Here is a 22,785-nt window from a genome sequence, read left to right on the forward strand (position 1 = left end):
GCTGGTCGGGCATGTCCTTCGGCACGGGCTTGGTCTCCCGCCCTTCGCCGTCCCCGTGACTCCCCGGACGGTGAACGCTCACGGTGCTCTCCCTCTCTCGGCCGGACCCTGGTCCGACCCCGGGTACCCCGCACGAGGCATCGCCATACAGGGCCGTCCGGTCTTTTCGTCCTTGAACTGCGGCGCGGGCATGAGTGAGGTGTGAGGGTGAGCCTGCGATGTCCGGATCAGTCGCCGTGGCGACAGGCCGGGCCCTCCAACACCTGACGCCGTGTCGCCCCGCGTCGAAGCCGGTGCACCGCCTCGACCATGGAGCCGGGATGTCATCGGTGCGCTACACCGATGATCGGGCAACACCCACACGGCCTACGAAAGATCGATACGGCGGCCTCGAAGGAGTGACACCGCGCATCCACGGACCGTCGGCCGGGGAGGGCGCCCCCGTAACCGTCAACTCCCAGCCAGGCACCTGGACATCCCACGTCCGGCGCCGAACGGAAGAGAACACCATGCACCTTCGCCACACGATCACCGCGACCCTCGGCGCACTCGCCCTCGTTGTCACCCTGTCGGCCTCCGCGAGCGCCGCCACCGGCGACTTCTCCTACAAGATCGTGGGCCTCGACGGCTCGCCCCAGTCGGTCACCCTCCACGACCCTGACAGCCCCGCCTGCATCACACTCCCCGAGGTCGCGGACCCGGACGCCTCCGAGCCCGCGTTCGCGCCGCACAACGACACCGACACCTGGGCCATGGTGTTCACCGAGGACGGCTGCACCGGCGACTCCTGGACGCTGCGCCCCCACGGACATCCCGCCACGGACCGCCTCAAGCTGCGCTCGGTGTACTTCACCGACCGCCACTGATCCACAAGGCGATCACCCTGTCGTCGACCCGCCATCCACGGTGAACTCCGCCGCCCGTGACATACGGCGCCCGGCGCCGGGAACGGCATCAGCTCGCCGACCTCCTCCGGGCGGGCCCGCCCTGCCGGACGGCAGATGGGACCCGTCCCGCTCGGCGGAGGGCCGATCCGCCGACGGATCCCGGGATCGCCACGCTGCCCCGCGCCGTCGACGACCTCTTCGCCACCTTGTACGCGATGGGCGAGCCGATGCTCGAAGTCGATGCGCTCGACGCCGGTCCCGAGCCGGTCGCCCAGAGCGACTGAGGCCCCCGCCAGGGCACTGAGTATCCTCTCGGCCGCTGCTCGGTATCGGCCCGGCCGTGCTCGGTCTGGAGGCTCTCGATGCGTTGGGCGATCTGCCGCATCGGGTGGTCCTGGCGCGTCCTCCCGCGTTCTCACGGTGTGCCGGCCTGCTGACGGATCGTAGGCGGGGGCCGGTCGTGGGCGCAGCCGACCCCGGCATCCCGCCGGAGCCGGGCCTGCCCGGTAATCTACGCCGTGGTCATCGGCCGCGACCGGTACGAGTGCCCGACTCGCCCTTCACGCCAGACCCGTGACCTGCGACTTCACGATGCACACCGCTCAATGGTGTCGACGGGGACTCGCTCACCCGGCTGGACCAAGCCGGGGCCCCGTGCCGACCGTCCGGCTGCCCTATGTCCGGCCGTGCAAGGAAGTCAGTCCGTTCGCAAGCCGCTGGACAGGCGCCCGGACGGCAGCGCCCCAGTTCCGCGTCCGCCCATGCGGAGCGTCGTCCGTGACGAGAGCAAGGAGCACCTCCGGCACGCGCAGGCCTTACCGGGCCCGGGGATTGCTGCTGGCGGCCAGTCTGCCGCCAGTCCGTCGAGGTCTTGAGCCTGGCCGTCGGGTCCTACTCGGAAGCGTCGCCAGGTGCCGCTCTGGGGGAGGCAGGCCGGTGATGCCCTCCATGATGTGGTGTTCCTGCCGCGTGGTCCGCTGCAGCGGCTCCTCTGCCGACGTCAAGACACGGATCGATGCGGACCGCGGACTCCGGCGCCTCGGAGCCCGCGGGAACCCGCGACTGGGCCTGAGCACCACGCTGATCTTCAGCCAGCGCAACGACCGTGAACCCTGTGATCGAGCCGGACCCACGGCAGCAACGGCCTGGACCGCCGCTCCCGCGAAGACGGCGCCGATGTCGGGGCTACCGATCATTTGTCGAGCGAGTCGGCGAAGTGCCGGAATTCCTTGCGGTCCTGGTGCATGGCCCACAGGGTTCGCGCGAGCACGGCCGGGTCGCTCTTCGGGTCTCCGGGGGTGATCGCGCCGGGGATGATGAGCTGCGTCGCGTGGATGTTCTCGTCGGCGAGGGCGTCGTGCAGCAGTCGGGCGTACGCGCTCTCGGCGGCGAAGGCGATCGACGTGCCGGCGAGGGCGGCGCGGGGGACGACGGCGGTGCCGCCGTTGACGAAGAGGATGGTGCCGCGGCCGAGTTCGCGCATGCCGGGCAGCAGGTGTCGTACGGCGGTCACAGGTCCGTGGAGCGAGAACTCCAGTGGGCCGGTGAGGTCGGCGGACGTGGTCTCCAGCACCGGGCGCATGAAGTCCCGGTGCGGGACCGGGCTGTACTGCAGGACCTCGATGGGGCCAAGGGTCGCGGTCGCCGCGTCCAGGGCGGCGGTGAGGGCCTTCGGGTCACGTACGTCGGCGGCGAAACCGCGGGCATTGATGTCCTCGCTCGTGAGGGTGTCGGCGAGGGCGTCGGCGTTGTCCTGGCTGCGGGAGATGAGGGCGACGTCGTAGCCCTCGTGGCCGAACTGCCGGGCGACGGCGGCACCGAGGCCGGGGCCGGCTCCGATGATGGCGATGGTGGTCATGAGTGGCTCCTGTTTCCGGTTCGCGGGTAGAGGTTGGGCTTGTGGTCGGCCCGGCGGCGCCAGGGGCGTGGTCAGCCTGGCAGGAGTTTGAGGGTGGTGGCCCGGGTGCCGGAGGCCATCATGGCCTCCACGTAACTTCCGCCGTAGCGGCTGTACTTGGTGCGGTACGCGGAGTCGACCCGGTCGTTGACGCCGGAGTCGGTCTCCGCGACGAAGGTGATGTCCTTGTCGACGCCGCCGGAACGGATGTGGCCCGTGCCGTTCGTCCGGGCGGTGCGGTACCAGGAACCCTCGGTGCCCCGGTAGGAGCGGACGTAGAGGTCGTCGCCGTCGCGGACCACCCAGATCGGTACCGGTCTGTGCAGCGTGCCGTCGTGGCGCAGGGGTGCCACTTCCAACTCGTCCGCGGCTTCGATCCTGCTGAGTTCGTCAGTCGTCCACTTCGTCATCCGTTCGTCTCCTTTATGGCGAGAGTGATGCGTGGGGCGGGTTGTGCGGGGTGGGTTGTCTCGTCACCTCGGCTGTGGAGGGGGCTCAAGCAGGAGGTTGGCGGCGGTCGCGCAGAAGACCACCACCGCGGCGATCATCAGGCTTTCGCGCAGGCCGTGCAGGAGCTGCGTGTGGTGGGTGAGCAGGGCGCCGAAGACGGCCACGGCGAGGGCGCCGCCGATCTGGCGGCTGGTGTTGAACACGCCACTGGCCACGCCCGAACGGTGGGCGGGGACGCTGTCCAGGAGCAGCGCGGTGGTCGGCTGCATGGCCAGGGGGCCGCATATTCCGACCGGGATCATCACGGTCGCCGGCAGCCAGGCCGGGGCGGAGGCGGGGAGGGTGGCGAGCACCGTCAGGCTCACGCCCATCAGGAACAGGCCGCCGACGATCGGTACCCGCGGGCCGAACCTCTCGGTGAGCCGGGCGGTCGGCACGCCCAGGAAGGCCGACAGGGCGGTCATCGGCAGGAAGACCAGGCCGGTGGCGAGTGAGGACAGGCCCCGCTCCTGCTGGAGGTAGAGGCTGAAGACGAAGACCGTGCCGGTCAGTCCGGCCATGAACGCGAAGCCGCTGCCCGAGGCGATCAGCATGGTCCGGGAGCGGAACAGGTCCGGCGGCACCATCGGGTGCTTGCCACGTGCCTGGGCCGTGACGAAGACGGCCAGGGCCAGAACCCCGACCGCGAGGGCCATGAGTACCTTCGGTACGCCGAATCCGTCGGCGCCGGCCTCGATCACGCCGAACGTGAGCCCGCCCATCGCGACCACCGCGGCGATCTGGCCCGTTCGGTCGAACGGCACCTCGCGGCGCGGTGAGCGTGCCGCACGGGCCAGCAGGAACAGTGCCACCACGCCGACCGGCAGGTTGATGAAGAAGATCATCCGCCAGCTGGCCAGGCTCAGAGCGCCACCCGCGACCGGTCCGGCCGCGGCGGCCACCGAGCCGCTGATGGTCCACCAGGCGATCGCCCGGCCGCGCTCGACCGGATCGGGGTAGGCCTCGCGGATCAGCGTCAGCGAGGACGGCATCATCATCGCGGCGCCCGCGCCCTGCACCAGGCGAGCGGCGACCAGTACGGCCAGGTTCGGTGCCAGGCCACAGGCGGCCGAGGCAGCGATGAAAACGGTCAGGCCGGTACCGAAGGCGCGATGGGCGCCCATGCGGTCGCTGAAGGATCCGGCGGACAACAGCAGCGCGGCGAACATGAGCGTGTAGCCGTCGACCACCCACTGCAGGCCCGTCATCCCTCCGCCGAGGTCGTCCCGGACGTCTGGCAGGGCGACGTTCACCACCAGCGCGTCGAGCGTGATGACGAAGAAGCCGAGCACGGCAGCCGTGAGCGCGGCGGAGGCGGAGCCGCGCCGTTCGTCGGCTTCGACAGCCGTGAGCCGGAACGCGGCGCGCGGGGCGGACATCGTGGGTGAACTCCTGGAATGCAGAGGCGGAGAGAGAAGGAGAGTTGCCGTGGCGGACCGACACCAAACCCGGAACCCGGAACGGCGGACGGTCAGTGCGTGGTGAAGCCGCCGTCGACAGGCAGCGCGACGCCGACCACGAAGCTCGCGCCGGGGCTGCACAGCCAGAGAACGGCCGCGGCGATCTCGTCCGCGCGTCCCAGCCGTCCGATGGGCTGGTCCCTCATGATCTCGGCCATGGCTTCGGCCTGGCCTTCGAGCATGTCCGCGACCATGGGCGTGTTGATCACTCCGGGGCAGATGGCGTTGATGCGGATGCCCTTGGGGGCGTACTCGACCGCGGCGCTCTTGGTCAGGCCGATCACGCCGTGCTTGGACGCGTGGTAGGCCGCGCGTTCCGGCAGGCCCACGAGGCCGCCCAGCGAGGAGCAGTTGACGATCGCGCCGCTGCCCTGCGTCCGCATCTGGCGCAGCTCGTGCTTCTGGGCGGCCCAGACGCCGCGCAGGTTGACCGCGTTGACACGGTCGAAGTTCTCGGCCGTCTCGTCGGCGGCGTCGCTCGGCGGCACCTGGATACCGGCGTTGTTGAACGCCATGTCCAGGCGGCCGAACGTCGTGACCGCACGTTCGACCACCGCGGCCGCCTGGCTCTCGTCCGTGACGTCGCAGGCGACACCGATCGCCTGGTGCCCGGCCGCGGTCAGCTCCTCGGCCGCAGCTTCCACGGCGTCCTTGTCGACGTCCGCCAGGACGACCGCCGCGCTGGCCTCGGCGAAGGCGTGGGCCGTCACGAGCCCCATGCCGGATGCCGCGCCGGTGACGAGCGCGACCTGGCTGGTGAAGTCGTAGGTCGGATTCATGGTGTGGGTGGTTCCCGTCGTTGAAGGCTCATCGCGGCAAAAGGCGCTGCGGTCAGCCGGTTGGTGGCCGAGGTGCGCTGGGGTGGGCAGGGGCCCGGCGGGCCGCCGGGTGCCAGCCCGAGGGCTCGTGTGTCAGGGGCGCAGCAGTGCCTTGATGGCGCGGCGCTCGTCCATGGCCTTGTAGCCCTCGGCGACCTGGTCGAGGGGGAGGGTCAGGTCGAAGACCTTGCCCGGGTTGATGCGGCCGTCCAGGACCCGCTCGATCAGGTCGGGCAGGAACCGGCGTACAGGGGCCGGGCCGCCGCGCAGGCCGACGTGGGAGTAGAACAGTTCCTCGCCGTTGATCTCCACGTCGTGCGGGACGCCGACGAAACCGACGTTGCCGCCCGGGCGGGCGGAGCGCAGCGCCTGGAGCATGGACTCCTGGGTGCCCACGCATTCGAGAACCGAGTCGGCGCCGATACCACCGGTCAACTCCTTGACGCGGGCGATGCCCTCGTCGCCGCGCTCGGTGACGATGTCGGTGGCGCCGAACTCGGTCGCGAGCTTCTGGCGGGACGCGTGGCGGCTCATGGCGATGATGCGCTCGGCGCCCAGCTCCTTGGCGGCGATCACGCCGGACAGGCCGACCGCGCCGTCACCGACGACGACCGCGGTGGAGCCGGGCTTGACCTCGGCGGCCACGGCGGCGTACCAGCCGGTGCCCATCACGTCGGAGAGCGCCAGCAAGCTGGGGATCAGTGCCTCGTCCGGCTGGCCGGCGGTGGCGACCAGGGTGCCCTCGGCGTTCGGGATGCGGACGTACTCGGCCTGGCAGGTGCTCATGAACTCGCGGTGCAGGCAGGAGGACTGGTAGCCGTTACGGCAGTTGGGGCAGGTGTTGTCCGAGGTCGCGAACGACCCGATGACGAACTGGCCCGGCTTGACGGAGGTGACGTCGCCGCCGACCTCCTCGACGATGCCGACGTACTCGTGGCCCATCGGGTGGGGTTCGGTGACCGGGTTGATGCCGCGGAAGTCCCAGAGGTCCGAGCCGCACACGCAGGTGGCGACGGTACGGATGATCGTGTCGGTCGGGTTGACGATCTCCGGGTCGGCGAGCTCCTCGAAGCGCACGTCTCCGGGGGCATGAATGACGGCTCCACGCATGACTGTTCCTTGCTGTGTGGTGGGGCGGGCGGGCCCGCCTCGTGGGTGTGGTGATGGTGATGATCGGCTGGTCAGCGGGCGATCCGGTGCGCACACGCGGGCGGTCCCACACGGATGGCCTTGCGCCCGCGCGGCAACGCCGTAGGGGTTTGCTACGGGAGATTCAGGCGGCGGTGTCGGCGTGTGCCAGGTCGCCGATCTCGCGGGAGGCCTTCGCCTGCGCCAGCAGTTCGTGCGCCTTGGCCTCGACGGCGTCGAGGGCGTCCGTGCCGGCGATGAGACGCAGCGGCGGCTCGTCCTGGCCCGCGACGGCCACCAGCACCTGGGCGAGCTTGGCGGGGTCGCCTGCCTGCCGGCCGTTCATGCTCTTCCAGGCTTCGACCGTGGGGGCGGTCCGCGGGGCGTAGTCGTCGATGGACAGCTCCGCCCAGGCGGTGGAGGCGTCCCCGAGCAACTCCGTGCGGAACATGCCGGGTTCCACGATCGTGGTGCGGATGTCGTAGGGGGCCACGTCGTGGCGCAGCGACTCCATCCAGCCCTCCACCGCGAACTTGGAGGCGGCATACGCGCCGCCGAACTCTCCGCCGACCACCCCGGCGGACGAGGAGACCGTGATGACGTGACCGGCTCGCTGCCCACGCATGACGGGAAGGACGGCACGGGTCACGTTCAGCGGGCCGAAGAAGTTGGTCTCGATCTGCCCGCGCAGTTGCGCGGGCGAGATCTCCTCGAAGTAGCCGGCGAGGAAGCTCCCGGCGTTGTTGACCAGGACGTCGATACGGCCGAAGCGGTCGACGGCTTGCTGCGCGGCTGCCCGCGCGTCCTCCAGGCTGGTGATGTCCAGCCCGGTGACCAGCAGGTTGTCCTGCGGTCCGCCCAGAGCGTTCTCCACGTCCTCGGGACGGCGGCCGGTGGCGACGACCTGGTGACCGGCGGCGAGAGCCTCACGGGCGATGTCCGCGCCCAGACCGCGTCCGGCACCGGTGACGAAAATGACCTTGCTCATGAGGGATTTCCTTCCGAGTGCCGGAATCGGCACCCAGTTGTGTGGGGTGATGACGCGTGATGTCGCCGGAGGAGGCCAGGGCTTCGGCGGCTGTCGGCGAGACCGATCGGGTCTGCCGGGCCGGGCCGATCGATTTCTCTGGCCGGCTTCTCCCGGCTACGTCTTCGACTTTTGCATCTTCACGCGAGCCCGCAAAGGGGAGAATTCCATCCCGGGAGAGGAGTATCCAGGGAGGAAACTCTCCCCCCCACCCGACTTGCGGAGGGTGCCAGACTGGTCGCCATGACCAGTGCCGCGCATCTCAATGAGCTGGGTGAGTTCCTCAAGGCCCGCCGTTCCGAGCTCAGCCCCCGCGAGGTCGGGCTGCCCGACGCCGGTGGGCGGCGGCGCGTGGCCGGGCTTCGCCGCGAGGAGGTGGCCCTGCTCACGGCCATCAGTACGGACTACTACACGCGTATGGAGCAGGGACGTATCCAGCCGTCCGCGTCCGTGCTGGCCTCTCTTGCCCGCGTACTGCATCTGGAGGACGACCAGCGGGACTACCTGTTCGGGCTGGCGGGAAAGGAAGTCGGCGGGCCGAGGCGGCGCACCGTGCAGAAAGTGCAGCCGCAGTTGCAGCGGCTGCTCGACGATCTCACCGCTACTCCCGGTATGGTCACGGGCCGCCGAATGGACGTACTGGCGTGGAATCCACTGGCTGCCGCATTGATGACCGATTTCTCGAAGATTCCGGGGAAACAGCGAAACTACGTCCGGGTGCTCTTTACCGATCCTGAGGTGCGAGCACTGTATGCGGACTGGGAGAGCAACGCCCGTATGTGCGTCTCCCACCTGCGCATGCAAGCTGCCCAATATCCCGACGACCCGCGCTTGGCGACTCTTGTCGGCGAGTTGTCGGTGCAGGACGCGAACTTCCGGGAGTGGTGGGGAGGCCACCACGTGGCCTCCCGCTCCCTGGGAACCAAGGTGTTCCACCACCCGGTCGTCGGTGAACTCGTCCTCGACTGGGCCACCCTCACCTGCAGCACGGACTCCGAACAGGAACTCCTCGTCTGGACCGCCGAACCGGGCACGCCCTCCTACGACGGTCTGCGCTTCCTTGCCTCCTGGGCGGCCACCCACATCGGGCAGGCCGGGGCCGACGCGGTCAGCTGACCTGGCCCCGGCTCACCGCCCACGCGGCGATTCGGGACGTCTGCCGGAGACGGGCTCACACCATCGCGCGACGGGTATCCGCGTCGTCGGCGGTCCCTTCCTCCTGGTCGGTTCCCTGGTGCACGAGCCGGGACTCCTGAGTACGCGGGGTGCGCCGCAGGGCGAGGACGGTCAGCGGCACCAGGGTGAGGGTCGCCACCACCGCGCCGACCAGGGCCGGCCCGGTCCGGCCGAGCGACGAGTCCAGCGAGATGCCCGCCGCCCATGAGCCCACGGCCGTACCGGTGTTGAAGGCCGACACGGTCAGCGCGGCGGCGAGCGTGGGAGCGGAACCGCCGAAGCGTACGGCCAGAGCGGTGACCACGGGGACCACGGTGAAGCCGGTCAGGCCCATGAGGACCACCAGGATGACGGTCGCCACGGCGCTGGTGGACAGCGGAACCAGCAGGAGCAGGACCAGCGCGGTCAGGGCGGCGCCCGTGAGGGTGGTCGCCGAGGGCCTGCGGTCGCCGAAGCGTCCACCGGTCGTGGTGCCCAACAGGGCACCCACACCGAACCCGACCAGGACCAGCGCCACGGCGCCCGAGGGGATACCGGCACGGTCGGTCAGCAGCGGCGAGATGTAGCTGTAGGTGGCCATCAGACCGCCCATGATCAGAGCGGCGGCACTCAGCGCCAGCCAGATCCGGCCCTGGCGCAGTGCGGCGAACTCGGCCCGGATCGAGGGCACTTCATGCCGTTCCACGGCGGGCATGAGCCGGAGGACGGCCGGTACGGCGGCGGCCGACAGGACGGCCAGCACCCAGAAGGGGCCGCGCCAGCCGATGAACTGTCCGGCCCAGGCGCCGAGCGGCACGCCGATCACGTTGGCGATGGTCATGCCGCCGTTCATCACGCCCAGGGCGCGTGAGCCGGCGGCGGGGCCCGCGGCTGTGGTGGCCACGACCGCGCCGACGGACCAGAAGGCTCCGGTGGCCAGGGCGGTCACCACCCGGGCGGCGAGGAGGATCGTGAAGGAGGAGCTGAGCGCGGCGATCACATGGCCGACGGAGAAGATCGCCAGGGCCATGACCAGCGTGGACCGCTGGGGGAGGCGGAGCGTCGCGATGGCCATCAGCGGGGCGCCGACGATCATGCCGACCGCGAACGCCGTGATCAGCAGACCGGTCCGGGCGACGCTGACCCCGAGGTCGCCGGCCATCTCGGGCAGCAGACCCGCGATGACGAACTCGGTGGTGCCCATCAGGAACGTTCCGGCGGACATCACCCATACGACGAGGGGGAGCTTGCCGGACCTTTCATTGGTCGGGGATGACATGGTGTGAAGGTCTCTTTCCTAGGTGGAATTACGGAGGGCCGCACGGCCACCACATCGACAATGCCATCAGCTCACGCGCGTGAAAATGGGAGGGATTTCTCCTGGGTCAGAACTATCCTGGGACAAAACTCTCCCTCCCAACGGGACGGCGAACGATGCGACACTGAGGGGCATGACCAGTGACGCCCATCTCAACGAACTGGGGGAATTCCTCAAGGCCCGGCGTGCCGAGCTCAGCCCCCGTACGGCCGGCCTGCCCGAGACGGGCGGACCGCGGCGCGTGGCCGGACTCCGCCGGGAGGAGGTGGCCCTGCTCGCCTCGATCAGCACCGACTACTACACCCGCGTGGAGCAGGGCCGCATCCCGGCGTCCGCGCCCGTACTGTCCGCCATTGCCCGCGCCCTGCACCTCGGCAATGACCAGCGGGACTATATGTTCGAGCTGGCAGGAAAAGGTACCGGCCGGCCGCGCCGACGTGGCGTGCAGAAAGTCCAGCCGCAGCTTCAACGGCTGATGAACGACCTCACGGCGACACCCGCGATGGTTCTGGGTCGCCGTATGGATATTCTGGCGTGGAATCCCACGGCCGCCGCTCTGGTCACGGATTTCGCGAAAGTCCCGGAGAAGAAGCGCAACTATATTCGGCTGCTCTTCACCGACCCTGCCGTCAAGGCGCTGTACCCGGACTGGGAGAACGTCGGCCGCGGCTGCGTCGCCCAGTTGCGCAACGAAGCCGCCAAGTACCCCGACGATCCGAGGCTGACCGCGCTGGTCGGCGAACTGTCGATACAGAACGATCACTTCCGCCAGTGGTGGGGCGCTCACCACGTCTCCGCGCTGACCGTGGGCACGAAGACGATCAGCCACCCGGTGGCGGGCGAACTCCGTCTCGAATGGGACACCCTCACCTGCAGCACCGACCCCGACCAGCAACTGATCATCTGGACCGCGGAGCCGGGCACCTCCTCCTACGACGGCCTGCGCTTCCTCTCCTCCTGGGCCTCCACGCCCCAGCCCCAGCAGACCGCGTCCGACCCCGCCGACTGACGCGTCCGGCCAGGATGTTCACCGGTTGACGACGACGCGGGCCCACGCCGCCCAGCACACAGGCGAGCGGGCGACCCCCACCTTCCGCCCACCGAAGGCATACGCATGTCCACTGAACTCACGGACTCGGCCGTACCTCCAACCGACGAGTCCCGTCCGACGCCGTCCCGGCGCACCTTCATCGCGACGACCACCGCGGTCGGCGGTGCGGTTGTCGCGGGCGGGCTGACCGCGGGACCGTTCGGAGCGGAGGAAGCAGCCGCCGCGGAGCCGCCGCCCAGCGGCAGCGTTTCCCTGACCGTCAACGGGCAGCGGCACACCGTCACGATCGACAACCGCACCTCGCTCCTCGACCTGCTGCGCGAGCATCTCGGGTTGCCCGGCAGCAAGAAGGGCTGCAACGCCGGGGCCTGCGGCGCCTGCACGGTCCTGGTCGACGGCCGCCGGGTCAACTCCTGCCTGACGCTGGCGGTACGGCTGGAGGGCGCCGAGGTCACCACCGTCGAGGGCCTCGCCCCGAACGACGGCCAACTGCACCCGTTGCAGCAGGCGTTCATCGAGCAGGACGCCTTCCAGTGCGGCTACTGCACACCGGGCCAGATCATGTCCGGCGTCGGCTGCATCCAGGAGGGCCACACCGGCTCCGCGGAGGAGATCCGGGAGTGGATGAGCGGCAACATCTGCCGCTGTGGTTGCTACGTCAAGATCGTCAAGGCCGTCGAGCAGACCGCGAACGGGAAGTGAGCGCTGTGTACCCCTTCTCGTACACGAAGCCGTCCGACACCCGCGAGGCCCTCAACGCCGGTCGTCACGGCGGGCGTTACATCGCCGGCGGCACCACGCTCGTCGACCTGATGCGGGAGACCGTCGAACGACCGGAAGCCCTCGTCGACATCAGCGCCCTGCCGCTGCGCGAGGTCACCGTCACCGAACGCGGCGGCCTGCGCATCGGCGCCCTGGTCCGGATGGCCGAGGCCGCCGCACACCCGAAGGTGCGCACCCTCTACCCGGTGATCTCCCAGGCGCTGGAGCTGAGCGCGTCGGCCCAGCTGCGGAACATGGCGACCATCGGCGGCAACATCATGCAGCGCACCCGCTGCACCTACTTCCGTGACGTGACCGCCGCCTGCAACAAGCGTGAGCCCGGCTCCGGTTGCGCGGCGCGGAACGGCTTCAACCGCACCCACGCGATCCTCGGCACCACCGAGTCCTGCGTGGCCACGCACCCCTCCGACGTGGCCGTCGCCTTCGCCGCGCTGGAAGCGAGTGTGCACCTGCTCGGTCCGGACGGCGAGCGCAGCATCCCCTTCGCCGACTTCCTGCTGCGGCCGGGCAGTACCCCCAGCCGTGAACAGGCCCTCCGGCCAGGCGAGTTGATCACCGCCGTAGAGATCCCCGCCCATCCGCGCCCGCTGAGGTCCGGCTACCTGAAGGTGCGTGACCGGCAGTCGTACGAGTTCGCGCTGACCTCGGCCGCCGTCGCCCTGCACATCCGCGGCGGAGTCATCCGCGAGGCGAAGATCGCCGCCGGAGGCGTGGGCACCGTGCCGTGGAAGCTGCCCGCCGTCGAGAGCCACCTCATCGGTGAGCGGCCCTCCGAGGCCCTGTGGACCGCGGCGGCCGAGCGTGCCGCCGACGGGGCCCGCCCGCTGGAACACAACGGCTTCAAGGCCGAGTTGCTGAAACGCACTGTCGAACGCCAGCTGCGCATCGTAGGAGGTACCCAGTGAGCCCGCAGCCGCAGGCAGCCGTCGGCGCGCCGCTGTCCCGGGTGGACGGGCGGCTGAAGGTGACGGGCAGGGCGACCTTCGCCGCCGAGCACAACATCGAGGGAGCGGTTCATGCGGTCATTGTCGACAGTAGTGTCGGCCGCGGCCGGATCACCGGCATCGACGCCCGCGCCGCACTCGCCCAGCCGGGCGTCCTGAAGGTGATCAGCCACCTCGACGCGCCCGAGCTGGCGTACCGCGACAACGCCGGCTCCAACAACCCACCGGGCAGACGACTTCGTGTCTTCCAGGACGACAAGGTCCTCTTCCACGGCCAGCCGGTCGCTGTCGTCGTGGCCACCACCCTGGAGGGCGCGCAGCACGCCGCGAGCCTGGTGAACGTCTCCTACGACGCGGAGAAACCCTCCACCGACCTGACGGACGCGCAGGCCGACAAGCCGACGACGTACGCGCGCGGCGACGCGGACAAGGCTCTCCAATCCGCCGCCGTACGGCTGGAGATGACGTACCGGGCCGCCCGCAACAACCACAACCCGATGGAGCCGCACGCCACCATCGCCCGCTGGCAGGGCGACAAGCTCACGGTGTGGGACAAGACCCAGTGGGTCGTCGGCGGCACCCAGACGGAACTCGCGGCCGTGTTCGGAATCCCGCTGGAGTCGGTACGCGTCATCTCACCGTTCGTGGGCGGCGGCTTCGGCAGTGCTCTGCGGACCTGGCCGCACACCACGATCGCCGCCCTGGCCGCACGAGAGACGGGCCGGCCGGTCAAACTCGTCCTCACCCGACGCCAGTTGTACTTCGGCACGGGCTATCGGCCCGCGTACGAGTACAAGGTGCGCCTGGGCAGCGACCGGCGCGGCCGGCTGACCGCGATGACGCACGACGTGCGTGCCGAGACGTCGTCGTACGAGACGTTCACGGAGGCCGTGCTGGTGCCGGGGCAAATGCTCTACAGCATGCCCAACGTCCAACAGGCCTACAGCACAGTGCCGTTGGACGTGCACACCCCGCTCTACATGCGCGGCCCCGGCTACGCCACCGCCTCCTTCGTCATCGAGTCGGCGATGGACGAACTCGCCCACGAGCTCGGCGTGGACCCGATCGAGCTGCGCCGACGCAACGAACCCGACGACGACCAGTCCAGCGGGCTGCCGTTCTCCACCCGGCGGCTGCGCGAGTGCTACACCACCGGGGCCCGGGAGTTCGGCTGGGACCGGCGCGATCCCGAGCCGCGCTCCACCCGCGAAGGGGACTGGCTGATCGGCATGGGCATGGCGGCGGGGGTCTACGACACCGTGCGGGTCGCGGCCCAGGCCCGGGTGAGGCTGGACGCCGACGGTACGGCGCTGGTCGAGGCGGCGTCCAGCGACATGGGCCCTGGCACGTACACCTCCCAGACCCAGGTCGCCGCGGACGCCCTCGGCCTGACCATGCGCACCGTGACCTTCCGGCTCGGCGACTCCCTCATGCCGCCGACCCCGCGCACGGCGGCTCCATGACCATGGCCAGCGTCGGCTCGGCCGTCCAGCTGGGCTGCGACCAACTGCGCGAGCAGGCCATCGAGTTGGCTGTCGAGGACGAGGACTCGCCGCTGTACGGAGCCGACGCCGACACCATCGTCGTACGAAGCGGTCGACTGCACGTGAAGGACGACCCGGCGCGCGGAGAGACGTACCGGCAGCTCCTGTCCCGCAACAACCGGAGTCACCTGGAGACCCTTGGGTCCTACACGCCCGCCGAGGCGCGCTTCTCCATGTTCGCCTACAACGCGACGTTCGCCGAGGTCGCCGTCGACGCCCGACTCGGGCTCGTACGGGTCCGGCGCCTGCTCGGTGTGTACGACGCGGGCCGGATCATCAGTCCCAAACTCGCCGACAGCCAGGCGCTCGGCGGCATGGTGGGCGGCATCGGCACGGCCCTGCTTGAGCACACGGTCACCGATCACCGCGACGGCCGGATCGTCAACGCCGACCTCGCCGACTACCTCGTCCCCGTCAACGCCGACGTCCCCGATCTGAAGGCGATCTACCTCGACGGCGAGGACCCCGAGGCCGACCCCATCGGCGTCAAGGGCCTCGGAGAGGTCGTCCACGTGGGTGTGGCACCCGCCATCGCCAACGCGGTCTTCCACGCCACCGGCCGCCGTGTCCGCGAACTGCCCATCACCGCCGAGGCGTTGCTCTGAGCCGAGGCACCGATACGAGACTCCGGGCGGCCGGTCTCATGGCGAGACGGCCGCCCGGGGTGCTCGCCCACGACTGTCCGGCGACCGGCCACGCACCGTTGCCGGACACCAGGGCCGTCGCCGTGACCCGATCCCCCGCGGGCGCGGCGGCGGCCCGCCCAAGCTGTAGACGCCCGCCACGGGAGACCCTCCATGCTGAACATCGCGGACACGCTGTACGACTGGTGCCGCGCGGCGCGCCCCTTCGCCCTCGCGACGGTCGTCCAGGTCAGCGGCAGCGCGCCCCTGCCACCCGGCACCGCACTCGCCGTCGACGCCGACGGCACTGTGGTGGGCAGCGTCTCCGGCGGCTGTGTGGAAGGGGCGGTCTACGAGTTGTGCCGGCAGGTGCTGGAAGACGGCGGCGCCCCGTCACGGGCCCGGTTCGGTTACTCCGACGACGACGCTTTCGCCGTCGGCCTCACGTGCGGCGGCGAGATCGACGTACTGGTGCAGCGCGTGGAGCCGGCGGACCGGCCCCACCTGGCCGCCGCCCTCGAAGCGGTGGCCCAGGGCCGTCCCGCGGCCGTGGCCCAGATCGTGGACGGTCCGGAAGAACTCCTCGGGCGCACCCTTTGCGTGTTCGGCGACGCCGGGGCATGTGACGGAAGCCTGGGCAGCGAGCAGGTGGAACGGGCGGTGGCGGCACAGGCCCACACACTTCTGCGGGCGGGCCGCACCGGCCGTATCGAGCTCGGCGGTGACGCCGACACCTGCCCCGAGCGGCTGTCCGTCCTCGTCCACGCCAACGCGCCCCGCCCGCGCATGCTGATCTTCGGGGCCGTGGACTTCGCCGTCGCGCTGAGCCGGGCGGGAAACCTCCTCGGCTATCGCGTCACGGTGTGCGACGCACGGCCCGTCTTCGCCACCCCGGCTCGTCTTCCCTACGCCGACGAGGTCGTCGTCGACTGGCCGCACCGCTACCTGGAACACACCGACGTGGACGCCCGCACCGCCGTCTGCGTCCTGACCCACGACGCCAAGTTCGACATTCCGCTGCTCCGCCTGGCTCTGGATCTGCCGGTCGGCTACGTCGGCGCGATGGGCTCCCGCCGCACCCACGCCGGCCGCCTGGACCTGCTGCGGCACGCGGGCGTACCGGAGGGCAGGCTCGCCCGTCTGCACTCCCCGATCGGCCTCGACCTCGGCGCACGCACACCCGAGGAGACGGCGATCTCCATCTCCGCGGAGATCATCGCCCGCGCCAACCGGGGCACCGGCCTGCCTCTGTCGCACGGGGCAGGGCCCATTCACCGCCCCGGGCCGCACCCGTCACCATTCTCGCGGCGAACGGCCGTGTGACGGTCGTGGCCGCGGCCTTGCCCCTGGCCGGTGCTGTGCCGTCGAGTTCGGCGAGCTCCGCACTTTGTCCTCTGAGTGGAGAAAGTCGGCGAGATTCCTGTGCGACTTCTTCCCAGCCTCGGCAGCCGCTGCTACGTTCCCCTCGAAAGCACGCCACGAACGGCCTGACCGAGGCGGGGAGGGACACGTGAGACGCATGACGGCACGTCCCGCGAACGGTCATCAGGCCCGACTGCTCAAGCTGTTGCGCGACGGGGGTCCCGACTCCCGGGCGCACCTGGGGGAACAGGTCGACCTGTCCCGGTCCAAGCTGGCCGTGGAGGTGGACCGGCTCCTGGAGACGGGGCTGGTCGTCGCCGACGGGTTCGCCGCCTCGCGCGGCGGCCGCCGGTCCCACAACATCCGCCTCGCACCCAGCCTGCGCTTCCTCGGCGTCGACATCGGCGCGACCTCGATCGACGTCGCCGTCACCAACGCGGAACTGGAGGTGCTGGGCCACCTCAACCAGCCCATGGACGTGCGCGAGGGACCGGTCGCGGTCTTCGAGCAAGTCCTCTCCTTGGCCGCGAAGTTGAAGGAGTCCGGGCTCGCGGAGGGCTTCGACGGCGCCGGCATCGGCGTGCCGGGACCGGTCCGCTTCCCGGAGGGCGTCCCGGTTTCTCCGCCGATCATGCCGGGCTGGGACGGCTTCCCCGTGCGGGAGGCGCTCAGCCAGGAACTCGGCTGCCCGGTCATGGTCGACAACGACGTGAACCTCATGGCGATGGGAGAGCAGCACGCGGGGGTGGCACGTTCCGTGAACGACTTCCTCTGCATCAAGATCGGCACCGGTATCGGCTGCGGCATCGTCGTCGGCGGGGACGTCCACCGCGGGGTGACGGGCAGCGCGGGCGACATCGGGCACATCCAGGCCGTGCCCGACGGACGTCCGTGCGCCTGTGGCAACCGGGGCTGCCTTGAGGCCCACTTCAGTGGCGCGGCGCTGGCCCGCGACGCGCTGGAGGCAGCCCAGCAGGGGCTGTCGGCGCAGCTCGCGGACAGACTGGCGGCGAACGGCACGCTGACCGCCGTCGACGTCGCCGCCGCGGCCGCCGCCGGCGACGCCACCTCGCTCGACCTGATCCGGGAGGGCGGCACCCGCACCGGACAGGTCATCGCCGGGCTCGTCTCCTTCTTCAACCCCGGCCTGGTGGTGATCGGCGGCGGGGTGACCGGCGCCGGCCACACCCTGCTCGCCGCCATCCGCACCCAGGTCTACCGCCAGTCACTGCCCCTCGCGACCGGCAACCTGCCGATCGTTCTGGGGGAGTTGGGCCAGAACGCCGGAGTCATCGGCGCCGCCCGCCTCATCAGCGACCACCTGTTCGCACCCGCGTAACAGACGCACCTTCCACGAGACCACCAGCACAGCGCTCGGCTCTGCTCTGCCCGAAACGCCGCTCCCCACAGGCGTTTTCGCTCTGGAACCCGCTTCGCACGCCCGCCGAGGGGAACCCACATGGCACCACAACCACCGCTGCTCAGCATGTCCGACATCACCAAGTCGTTCCCCGGAGTCCGGGCCCTCGACGGCGTCGACCTCGACGTCAAGGCCGGTGAGGTGCACTGCCTGCTCGGTCAGAACGGGGCCGGGAAATCCACCCTCATCAAGGTCCTCGCCGGTGCCCACCAACCCGACACCGGCACCATCCACTGGCGCGGCGAGCCCGCCGCACTGCGCTCGCCCAGCGCCGCCATGCGTCTCGGCATCGCCACCATCTACCAGGAACTCGACCTCGTGGAGCACCTGTCGGTGGCCGAGAACGTCCACCTCGGCCACGAGCCGACCGCCGTCGGCTTCATCGTGCGCGGTAAGGCGGCACGGGTCTCAACAGGCTTGCTGCTCAAGCGACTTGGGCATCCCGAGATCGACCCGGCACGGCTCGTGGGGGAGTTGTCGGCGGCGCAGCGGCAGATCGTGTCCATGGCGCGGGCGCTCTCCCACGACGTACGGCTGATCGTGATGGACGAGCCGTCCGCGGCCCTCGACCCGGACGAGGTCGACAACCTGTTCCGGATCGTCGCCGACCTCACCGCGGAGGGCGTCGCGGTGGTCTACATCTCGCACCGTCTGGAGGAGATCCGCCGCATCGGCGACCGCGTCACCGTCCTCAAGGACGGGCGGGCCGTCGCGGGCGGGCTGCCCGCGAAGACCACGCCGACCCGCGAGGTCGTGGCACTGATGACGGGACGCGATGTCGACCACGTGTTCCCCGAGCGACCGGCCTCGCGGCCGGAGAGCACGCCGCTGCTGGAGGTCCGGGGACTGGCCCGGGACGGTGAGTTCGAACCGCTCGACCTGGTCGTGCGCCCCGGAGAGATCGTCGGCCTCGCCGGACTCGTCGGCTCCGGCCGCTCCGAGATCCTGGAGACGATCTACGGAGCCCGCAAGCCCACCGGCGGCCAAGTCCTCGTCGGCGGAAGCCCGTTGCGGCCCGGCAGCGTCCGTGCAGCCGTCCGCGCCGGAGTCGGCCTCGCCCCCGAGGAACGCAAGGCCCAGGCGCTGCTGATGCTGGAGTCCGTCACCCGCAACGTGTCGGTCTCCTCCCTGTCCCGCTTCTCCCGCGGCGGCTGGATCGACCGCGTCGCCGAACAGGGCGCGGCCCGGGCCGCGACCCGCGAACTCTCGCTGCGCCCCGACAACCCCTCGGCGCCCGTGCGCACGCTCTCCGGCGGCAACCAGCAGAAGGCCGTCCTCGCGCGCTGGCTGTTGCGCGGCTGCCGTGTCCTGCTGCTCGACGAACCGACGCGGGGAGTCGACGTCGGAGCGCGCGCCGAACTGTACGCAGTGGTCCGCCGACTGGCCGACGACGGACTCGCCGTCCTGCTGGTGTCCAGCGAGGTGCCGGAGGTGCTCGGCCTCGCCGACCGCGTCCTGGTCCTGCGCGAGGGCCGCGTCGTACACGAGGCACCCGCCCGCGAACTGGACGAACACCGCGTACTCGACCTGGTCATGGAAGGAAGCCCGGCGTCATGACGCAACCCGTGTCCCCGCCCTTGGACAACACCAATAAGGCGGCGCCGGTGCCCGAGCCGCCCGCGTGGCGCGCGTTCGTGGCCCGTGCCGATCTCCGCACCCTGTCCCTGGTCGGTGTGCTCGCCGTTCTGATCCTCATCGGCGGCATCACCAAGCCGGACGAGTTCCTCGACATCCGCAACCTCCAACTCGTGCTCACCCAGGCCTCCGTGATCGGCGTCGTCACCGTCGGCATGACCTTCGTCATCACCTCCGGCGGCATCGACCTGTCGGTCGGCGCGATCGTCGCACTCGCCTCGGTGTGGGCGACCACGGTCGCCACCCAGGAGTACGGCCTGGCCGGCATCCTCTTCACCGCGGCCGTCGTCGGCCTGGGCTGCGGCCTGGTCAACGGACTGCTCATCGCATACGGCGGGATGGTCCCGTTCATCGCCACCCTCGCCATGCTCGCCTCGGCGCGCGGACTCGCCCTGCAGATCACCGACGGCAGGACGCAGATCGTCACGGTCGACAGCGTCCTGCGACTCGGCGACCGCGACTCCTACGTGCTCGGCATCCCACCGCTCGTGCTGGTCTTCGCCCTCGTCACGGTCATCGGCTGGCTGCTGCTCAACCGCACCACCTTCGGCCGCCGCACGGTCGCCGTCGGCGGCAACGCGGAGGCGGCCCGGCTCGCCGGCATCGACGTACGCCGCCAGCGGCTGTACCTCTACCTGCTGTCCGGACTGTGCTGCGGCATCGCCGCCTTCCTGCTGGTCATCCTGTCCGGCTCGGGCCAGAACACCAACGGCAACCTGTACGAACTCGATGCCATCGCCGCCGCGATCATCGGCGGCACCCTGCTCACCGGGGGGCGCGGCACCATCACCGGCTCCGTGCTCGGAGTCCTGGTCTTCACCACGATCACCGACATCTTCGCCCTGAACAATCTGCAGACCGACGTCCAGCAGATCGCCAAGGGCGCGATCATCGTCGCCGCCGTGCTGGTCCAGCGCCGTAGCGCGAGCACGACCTGAGGAAAGGGTTCACCACCATGCCACAGCTGACCAGTCGCAGAGGACTGCTGTTCGGGACGGCCGCCGTGTCCGCCGGCGCCCTCCTCACCGGATGCACGAGCAACGCCTCCAAGGACGAGGCGCCCGCCTCGGCCGGCCAGTCCGCCGCCGACGACAAGCCCGGCAAGCACGTCACCATCGGCTTCGCCGGACCGCAGGCCGACCACGGCTGGCTCAACGCCATCAACGACAACGCCCAGAGCCGCGCCAAGAAATACACGGACGTCACACTGGAGGTCACCGAGGGCTCCAACGACACCGCGACCCAGATCGGCCAGATCGAGACCCTCATCAACAAGAAGGTCGACGCCCTGGTGGTGCTGCCCGCCGACGGCAAGGCACTCACCCAGGTCGGCCTGAAGGCGATGCGCGCGGGCATTCCGGTGATCAACCTCGACCGGATCTTCAACACCCCGCAGGCGTACCGGTGCTGGATCGGCGGCGACAACTACGGCATGGGCCTCAACGCCGGCCACTACATCGGCGAGAAACTCAAGGGGAAGGCGAACGCCCGCGTCGTCGAGCTCGCCGGACTGGACAACCTGGAGCTGACCAAGCAGCGCACCCAGGGCTTCGACGACGCCCTCAAGAACTACCCCAACATCAAGAAGGTGGCCCGCCAGGCCGCCGACTTCACCGTCGAGTCCGGACAGGCCAAGATGGCCCAACTCCTCCAGGCCCAGCCGAAGTTCGACGCGCTGTGGAACCACGACGACGACCAGGGCGTGGGCGCGCTGCGCGCCATCGACCAGGCCGGGCGGGACGGCTTCCTGATGGTCGGAGGAGCCGGCGCCCTGTCCGCGTTCCAGGCCATCAAGCAGGGCAACGGTGTGCTGCAGGCAACCGTCCTCTACCCGCCGACCATGGCCGCCTCCGCGATCGACCTGGCCCGCGCGCTCGTCCAGGGGAAGGGTGTCGGCGGCCTCGCCGAGTACGAGATCCCGGCGTCGATCACGGTCTACTCGGCCGTCGTCGACAAGACCAACGTCGACACGTACATGTCCGCCGGTTTCCGGTGAGGGGTTCCGCCCGCACCCCTCACGGCACCACCCCCCGAGGACGAGGAGCACATTCCGCATGGGACAGCCGCAGCGATCGGACGGGACCGAGGACGCGAAGCCCCCGCTCCGCGTCGGCATGGTCGGTTACGCCTTCATGGGCGCCGCCCACTCCCAGGGCTGGCGCACCGTGGGCCGCGTCTTCGACCTGCCCCGACGCCCGGTCCTGGCCGTACTCTGCGGACGCGACCGAACCGCCGTGCGCGAGGCGGCCGACCGGCACGGGTGGGCTGAAGCCGAGACCGACTGGCGGGCGTTGATCGCACGGGACGACATCGACCTCGTCGATATCTGCACCCCCGGCGACAGCCACGCCGAGATAGCCCTCGCCGCACTGGCCGCCGGCAAGCACGTGCTGTGCGAGAAACCCCTCGCGAACTCCGTCGAGGAGGCCGCGGCGATGGCGGACGCCGCCGAAGTGGCCTACCAGCAAGGGCAGTTGGCCATGGTCGGCTTCAACTACCGGCGTGTGCCCGCCGCCGCGCTCGCCCGCCGGATGGTCGCCGAGGGTCGGATCGGCACGCTGCGGCACGCACGGGTGACATACCTTCAGGACTGGCTGGTGGACCCGGAGTTCCCGCTGACCTGGCGGCTGCGCCGGGAGCACGCGGGATCGGGCTCGCTCGGCGACCTCGGCGCACACATCGTCGACCTCGCACAGCACCTGGCGGGGGAGCCGCTCACCGGAGTCTCCGCGCTCACCGAGACCTTCGTCCGGGAACGCCCGCTGCCCGCCGGCCCGGCCGCCGGCACCGGCCAGGTCACCGTCGACGACGCGGCCCTGTTCACCGGCCGCTTCGCCTCCGGCGCCGTCGCCTCCTTCGAGGCCACCCGGTACGCCACCGGACGCAAGAACGCCCTGCGCATCGAACTCAACGGCGACCGCGGCTCACTCGCCCTCGACCTGGAGCGGCTCAACGAACTGTCGTACTACGACGGCACGGAGCCCGGCACCCACGCGGGCTTCCGCCGCATCCTCGTCACCGAACCCGACCACCCCTACCTCGACGCCTGGTGGCCCCCGGGCCACGGACTCGGCTACGAGCACACCTTCGTCCACCAGGCCCGTGACCTGGTCCACGCGATCGCCGCGGGCCGTGTGCCCGAGCCCTCCTTCGCGGACGGGCTGCAGGTACAGCGCGTGCTCGCCGCGGTGGAGGAGAGCGCCGAGAAGAACTCCGTCTACACCCCCATCGCCATCTGAGGAGG

General features: G+C 70.4%; 19 protein-coding genes and 1 pseudogene. 13 read left to right on the top strand and 7 right to left on the bottom strand.

Annotated features, from left to right (window positions below; all coding sequences use genetic code 11):
- Nucleotides 1-509 precede the first annotated feature (509 nt).
- The gene (locus tag ACFWP5_RS02390) at nucleotides 510-866 is read left to right on the top strand and encodes a hypothetical protein (protein WP_384149088.1); all 357 of its coding nucleotides are present in this window, start codon (nucleotides 510-512) and stop codon (nucleotides 864-866) included.
- A gap of 56 nt (nucleotides 867-922) precedes the next feature.
- Nucleotides 923-1,171: a hypothetical protein gene (locus tag ACFWP5_RS02395; RefSeq protein ID WP_384149090.1), complete on the top strand. Its 249-nt coding sequence runs from the start codon at nucleotides 923-925 to the stop codon at nucleotides 1,169-1,171.
- A gap of 908 nt (nucleotides 1,172-2,079) precedes the next feature.
- Here the strand turns inward: ACFWP5_RS02395 and ACFWP5_RS02400 are convergent.
- The 6 genes from ACFWP5_RS02400 to ACFWP5_RS02425 form a co-directional block, all read right to left on the bottom strand.
- Nucleotides 2,080-2,745, bottom strand: a complete 666-nt coding sequence (locus ACFWP5_RS02400) for an SDR family NAD(P)-dependent oxidoreductase (protein WP_384149092.1) — start codon at nucleotides 2,743-2,745, stop codon at nucleotides 2,080-2,082.
- 71 nt (nucleotides 2,746-2,816) lie between these two features.
- Nucleotides 2,817-3,194 carry a DUF2255 family protein gene (locus ACFWP5_RS02405; RefSeq protein WP_384149094.1) on the bottom strand — a complete coding sequence of 126 codons (378 nt, stop codon included), beginning with the start codon at nucleotides 3,192-3,194 and terminating at the stop codon, nucleotides 2,817-2,819.
- Nucleotides 3,195-3,257: 63 nt separating this feature from the next.
- Nucleotides 3,258-4,652 (bottom strand): MFS transporter, encoded by a 1,395-nt coding sequence (locus ACFWP5_RS02410; RefSeq protein ID WP_384149096.1) that lies wholly within the window; start codon nucleotides 4,650-4,652, stop codon nucleotides 3,258-3,260.
- Nucleotides 4,653-4,744: 92 nt separating this feature from the next.
- Complete coding sequence (locus tag ACFWP5_RS02415; RefSeq protein WP_384149098.1) at nucleotides 4,745-5,512, bottom strand: glucose 1-dehydrogenase; 768 nt, start codon at nucleotides 5,510-5,512, stop codon at nucleotides 4,745-4,747.
- 132 nt (nucleotides 5,513-5,644) lie between these two features.
- Entirely contained in the window at nucleotides 5,645-6,661 is a 1,017-nt protein-coding gene (locus ACFWP5_RS02420) for a zinc-dependent alcohol dehydrogenase family protein (protein WP_384149100.1), read from the bottom strand.
- Between the two features lie 163 nt (nucleotides 6,662-6,824).
- Entirely contained in the window at nucleotides 6,825-7,667 is an 843-nt protein-coding gene (locus ACFWP5_RS02425) for an SDR family oxidoreductase (protein WP_384149102.1), read from the bottom strand.
- 282 nt (nucleotides 7,668-7,949) lie between these two features.
- Between ACFWP5_RS02425 and ACFWP5_RS02430 the strand changes: the two genes are divergently transcribed.
- Entirely contained in the window at nucleotides 7,950-8,822 is an 873-nt protein-coding gene (locus ACFWP5_RS02430) for a helix-turn-helix domain-containing protein (protein ID WP_384149103.1), read from the top strand.
- Nucleotides 8,823-8,877: 55 nt separating this feature from the next.
- Here the strand turns inward: ACFWP5_RS02430 and ACFWP5_RS02435 are convergent, their stop codons facing one another.
- Nucleotides 8,878-10,140: an MFS transporter gene (locus ACFWP5_RS02435; RefSeq protein WP_384149105.1), complete on the bottom strand. Its 1,263-nt coding sequence runs from the start codon at nucleotides 10,138-10,140 to the stop codon at nucleotides 8,878-8,880.
- Nucleotides 10,141-10,312: 172 nt separating this feature from the next.
- Between ACFWP5_RS02435 and ACFWP5_RS02440 the strand changes: the two genes are divergently transcribed.
- From ACFWP5_RS02440 to ACFWP5_RS02485, 10 genes and pseudogenes are all read left to right on the top strand, one after another.
- Nucleotides 10,313-11,188 carry a helix-turn-helix domain-containing protein gene (locus ACFWP5_RS02440; RefSeq protein WP_384149107.1) on the top strand — a complete coding sequence of 292 codons (876 nt, stop codon included), beginning with the start codon at nucleotides 10,313-10,315 and terminating at the stop codon, nucleotides 11,186-11,188.
- A gap of 105 nt (nucleotides 11,189-11,293) precedes the next feature.
- Nucleotides 11,294-11,932 (top strand): (2Fe-2S)-binding protein, encoded by a 639-nt coding sequence (locus ACFWP5_RS02445; RefSeq protein ID WP_384149109.1) that lies wholly within the window; start codon nucleotides 11,294-11,296, stop codon nucleotides 11,930-11,932.
- A gap of 5 nt (nucleotides 11,933-11,937) precedes the next feature.
- On the top strand, nucleotides 11,938-12,918 hold the full coding sequence (locus ACFWP5_RS02450; protein WP_384149506.1) for an FAD binding domain-containing protein: 981 nt from the start codon (nucleotides 11,938-11,940) through the stop codon (nucleotides 12,916-12,918).
- Nucleotides 12,915-15,106 (top strand): annotated as a pseudogene (locus ACFWP5_RS02455) (xanthine dehydrogenase family protein molybdopterin-binding subunit). The gene ACFWP5_RS02450 and the pseudogene ACFWP5_RS02455 overlap by 4 nt, the downstream one beginning before the upstream one ends.
- A 192-nt stretch (nucleotides 15,107-15,298) precedes the next feature.
- On the top strand, nucleotides 15,299-16,447 hold the full coding sequence (locus ACFWP5_RS02460) for an XdhC family protein (protein ID WP_384149111.1): 1,149 nt from the start codon (nucleotides 15,299-15,301) through the stop codon (nucleotides 16,445-16,447).
- 196 nt (nucleotides 16,448-16,643) lie between these two features.
- Nucleotides 16,644-17,825 (top strand): ROK family protein, encoded by a 1,182-nt coding sequence (locus tag ACFWP5_RS02465; RefSeq protein WP_384149113.1) that lies wholly within the window; start codon nucleotides 16,644-16,646, stop codon nucleotides 17,823-17,825.
- A 120-nt stretch (nucleotides 17,826-17,945) separates the two neighbouring features.
- Nucleotides 17,946-19,463 (top strand): sugar ABC transporter ATP-binding protein, encoded by a 1,518-nt coding sequence (locus ACFWP5_RS02470; RefSeq protein WP_384149115.1) that lies wholly within the window; start codon nucleotides 17,946-17,948, stop codon nucleotides 19,461-19,463.
- Nucleotides 19,460-20,479, top strand: coding sequence for an ABC transporter permease (locus tag ACFWP5_RS02475; protein ID WP_384149117.1), 1,020 nt, complete (start codon nucleotides 19,460-19,462; stop codon nucleotides 20,477-20,479). The genes ACFWP5_RS02470 and ACFWP5_RS02475 overlap by 4 nt, the downstream gene beginning before the upstream one ends.
- Nucleotides 20,480-20,496: 17 nt before the next feature.
- Complete coding sequence (locus ACFWP5_RS02480; RefSeq protein WP_384149119.1) at nucleotides 20,497-21,537, top strand: substrate-binding domain-containing protein; 1,041 nt, start codon at nucleotides 20,497-20,499, stop codon at nucleotides 21,535-21,537.
- 58 nt (nucleotides 21,538-21,595) lie between these two features.
- The gene (locus ACFWP5_RS02485) at nucleotides 21,596-22,780 is read left to right on the top strand and encodes a Gfo/Idh/MocA family protein (RefSeq protein WP_384149121.1); all 1,185 of its coding nucleotides are present in this window, start codon (nucleotides 21,596-21,598) and stop codon (nucleotides 22,778-22,780) included.
- Nucleotides 22,781-22,785: the final 5 nt, after the last annotated feature.

The organism is Streptomyces sp. NPDC058469 (assembly GCF_042721125.1).
GTDB lineage: Bacteria > Actinomycetota > Actinomycetes > Streptomycetales > Streptomycetaceae > Streptomyces.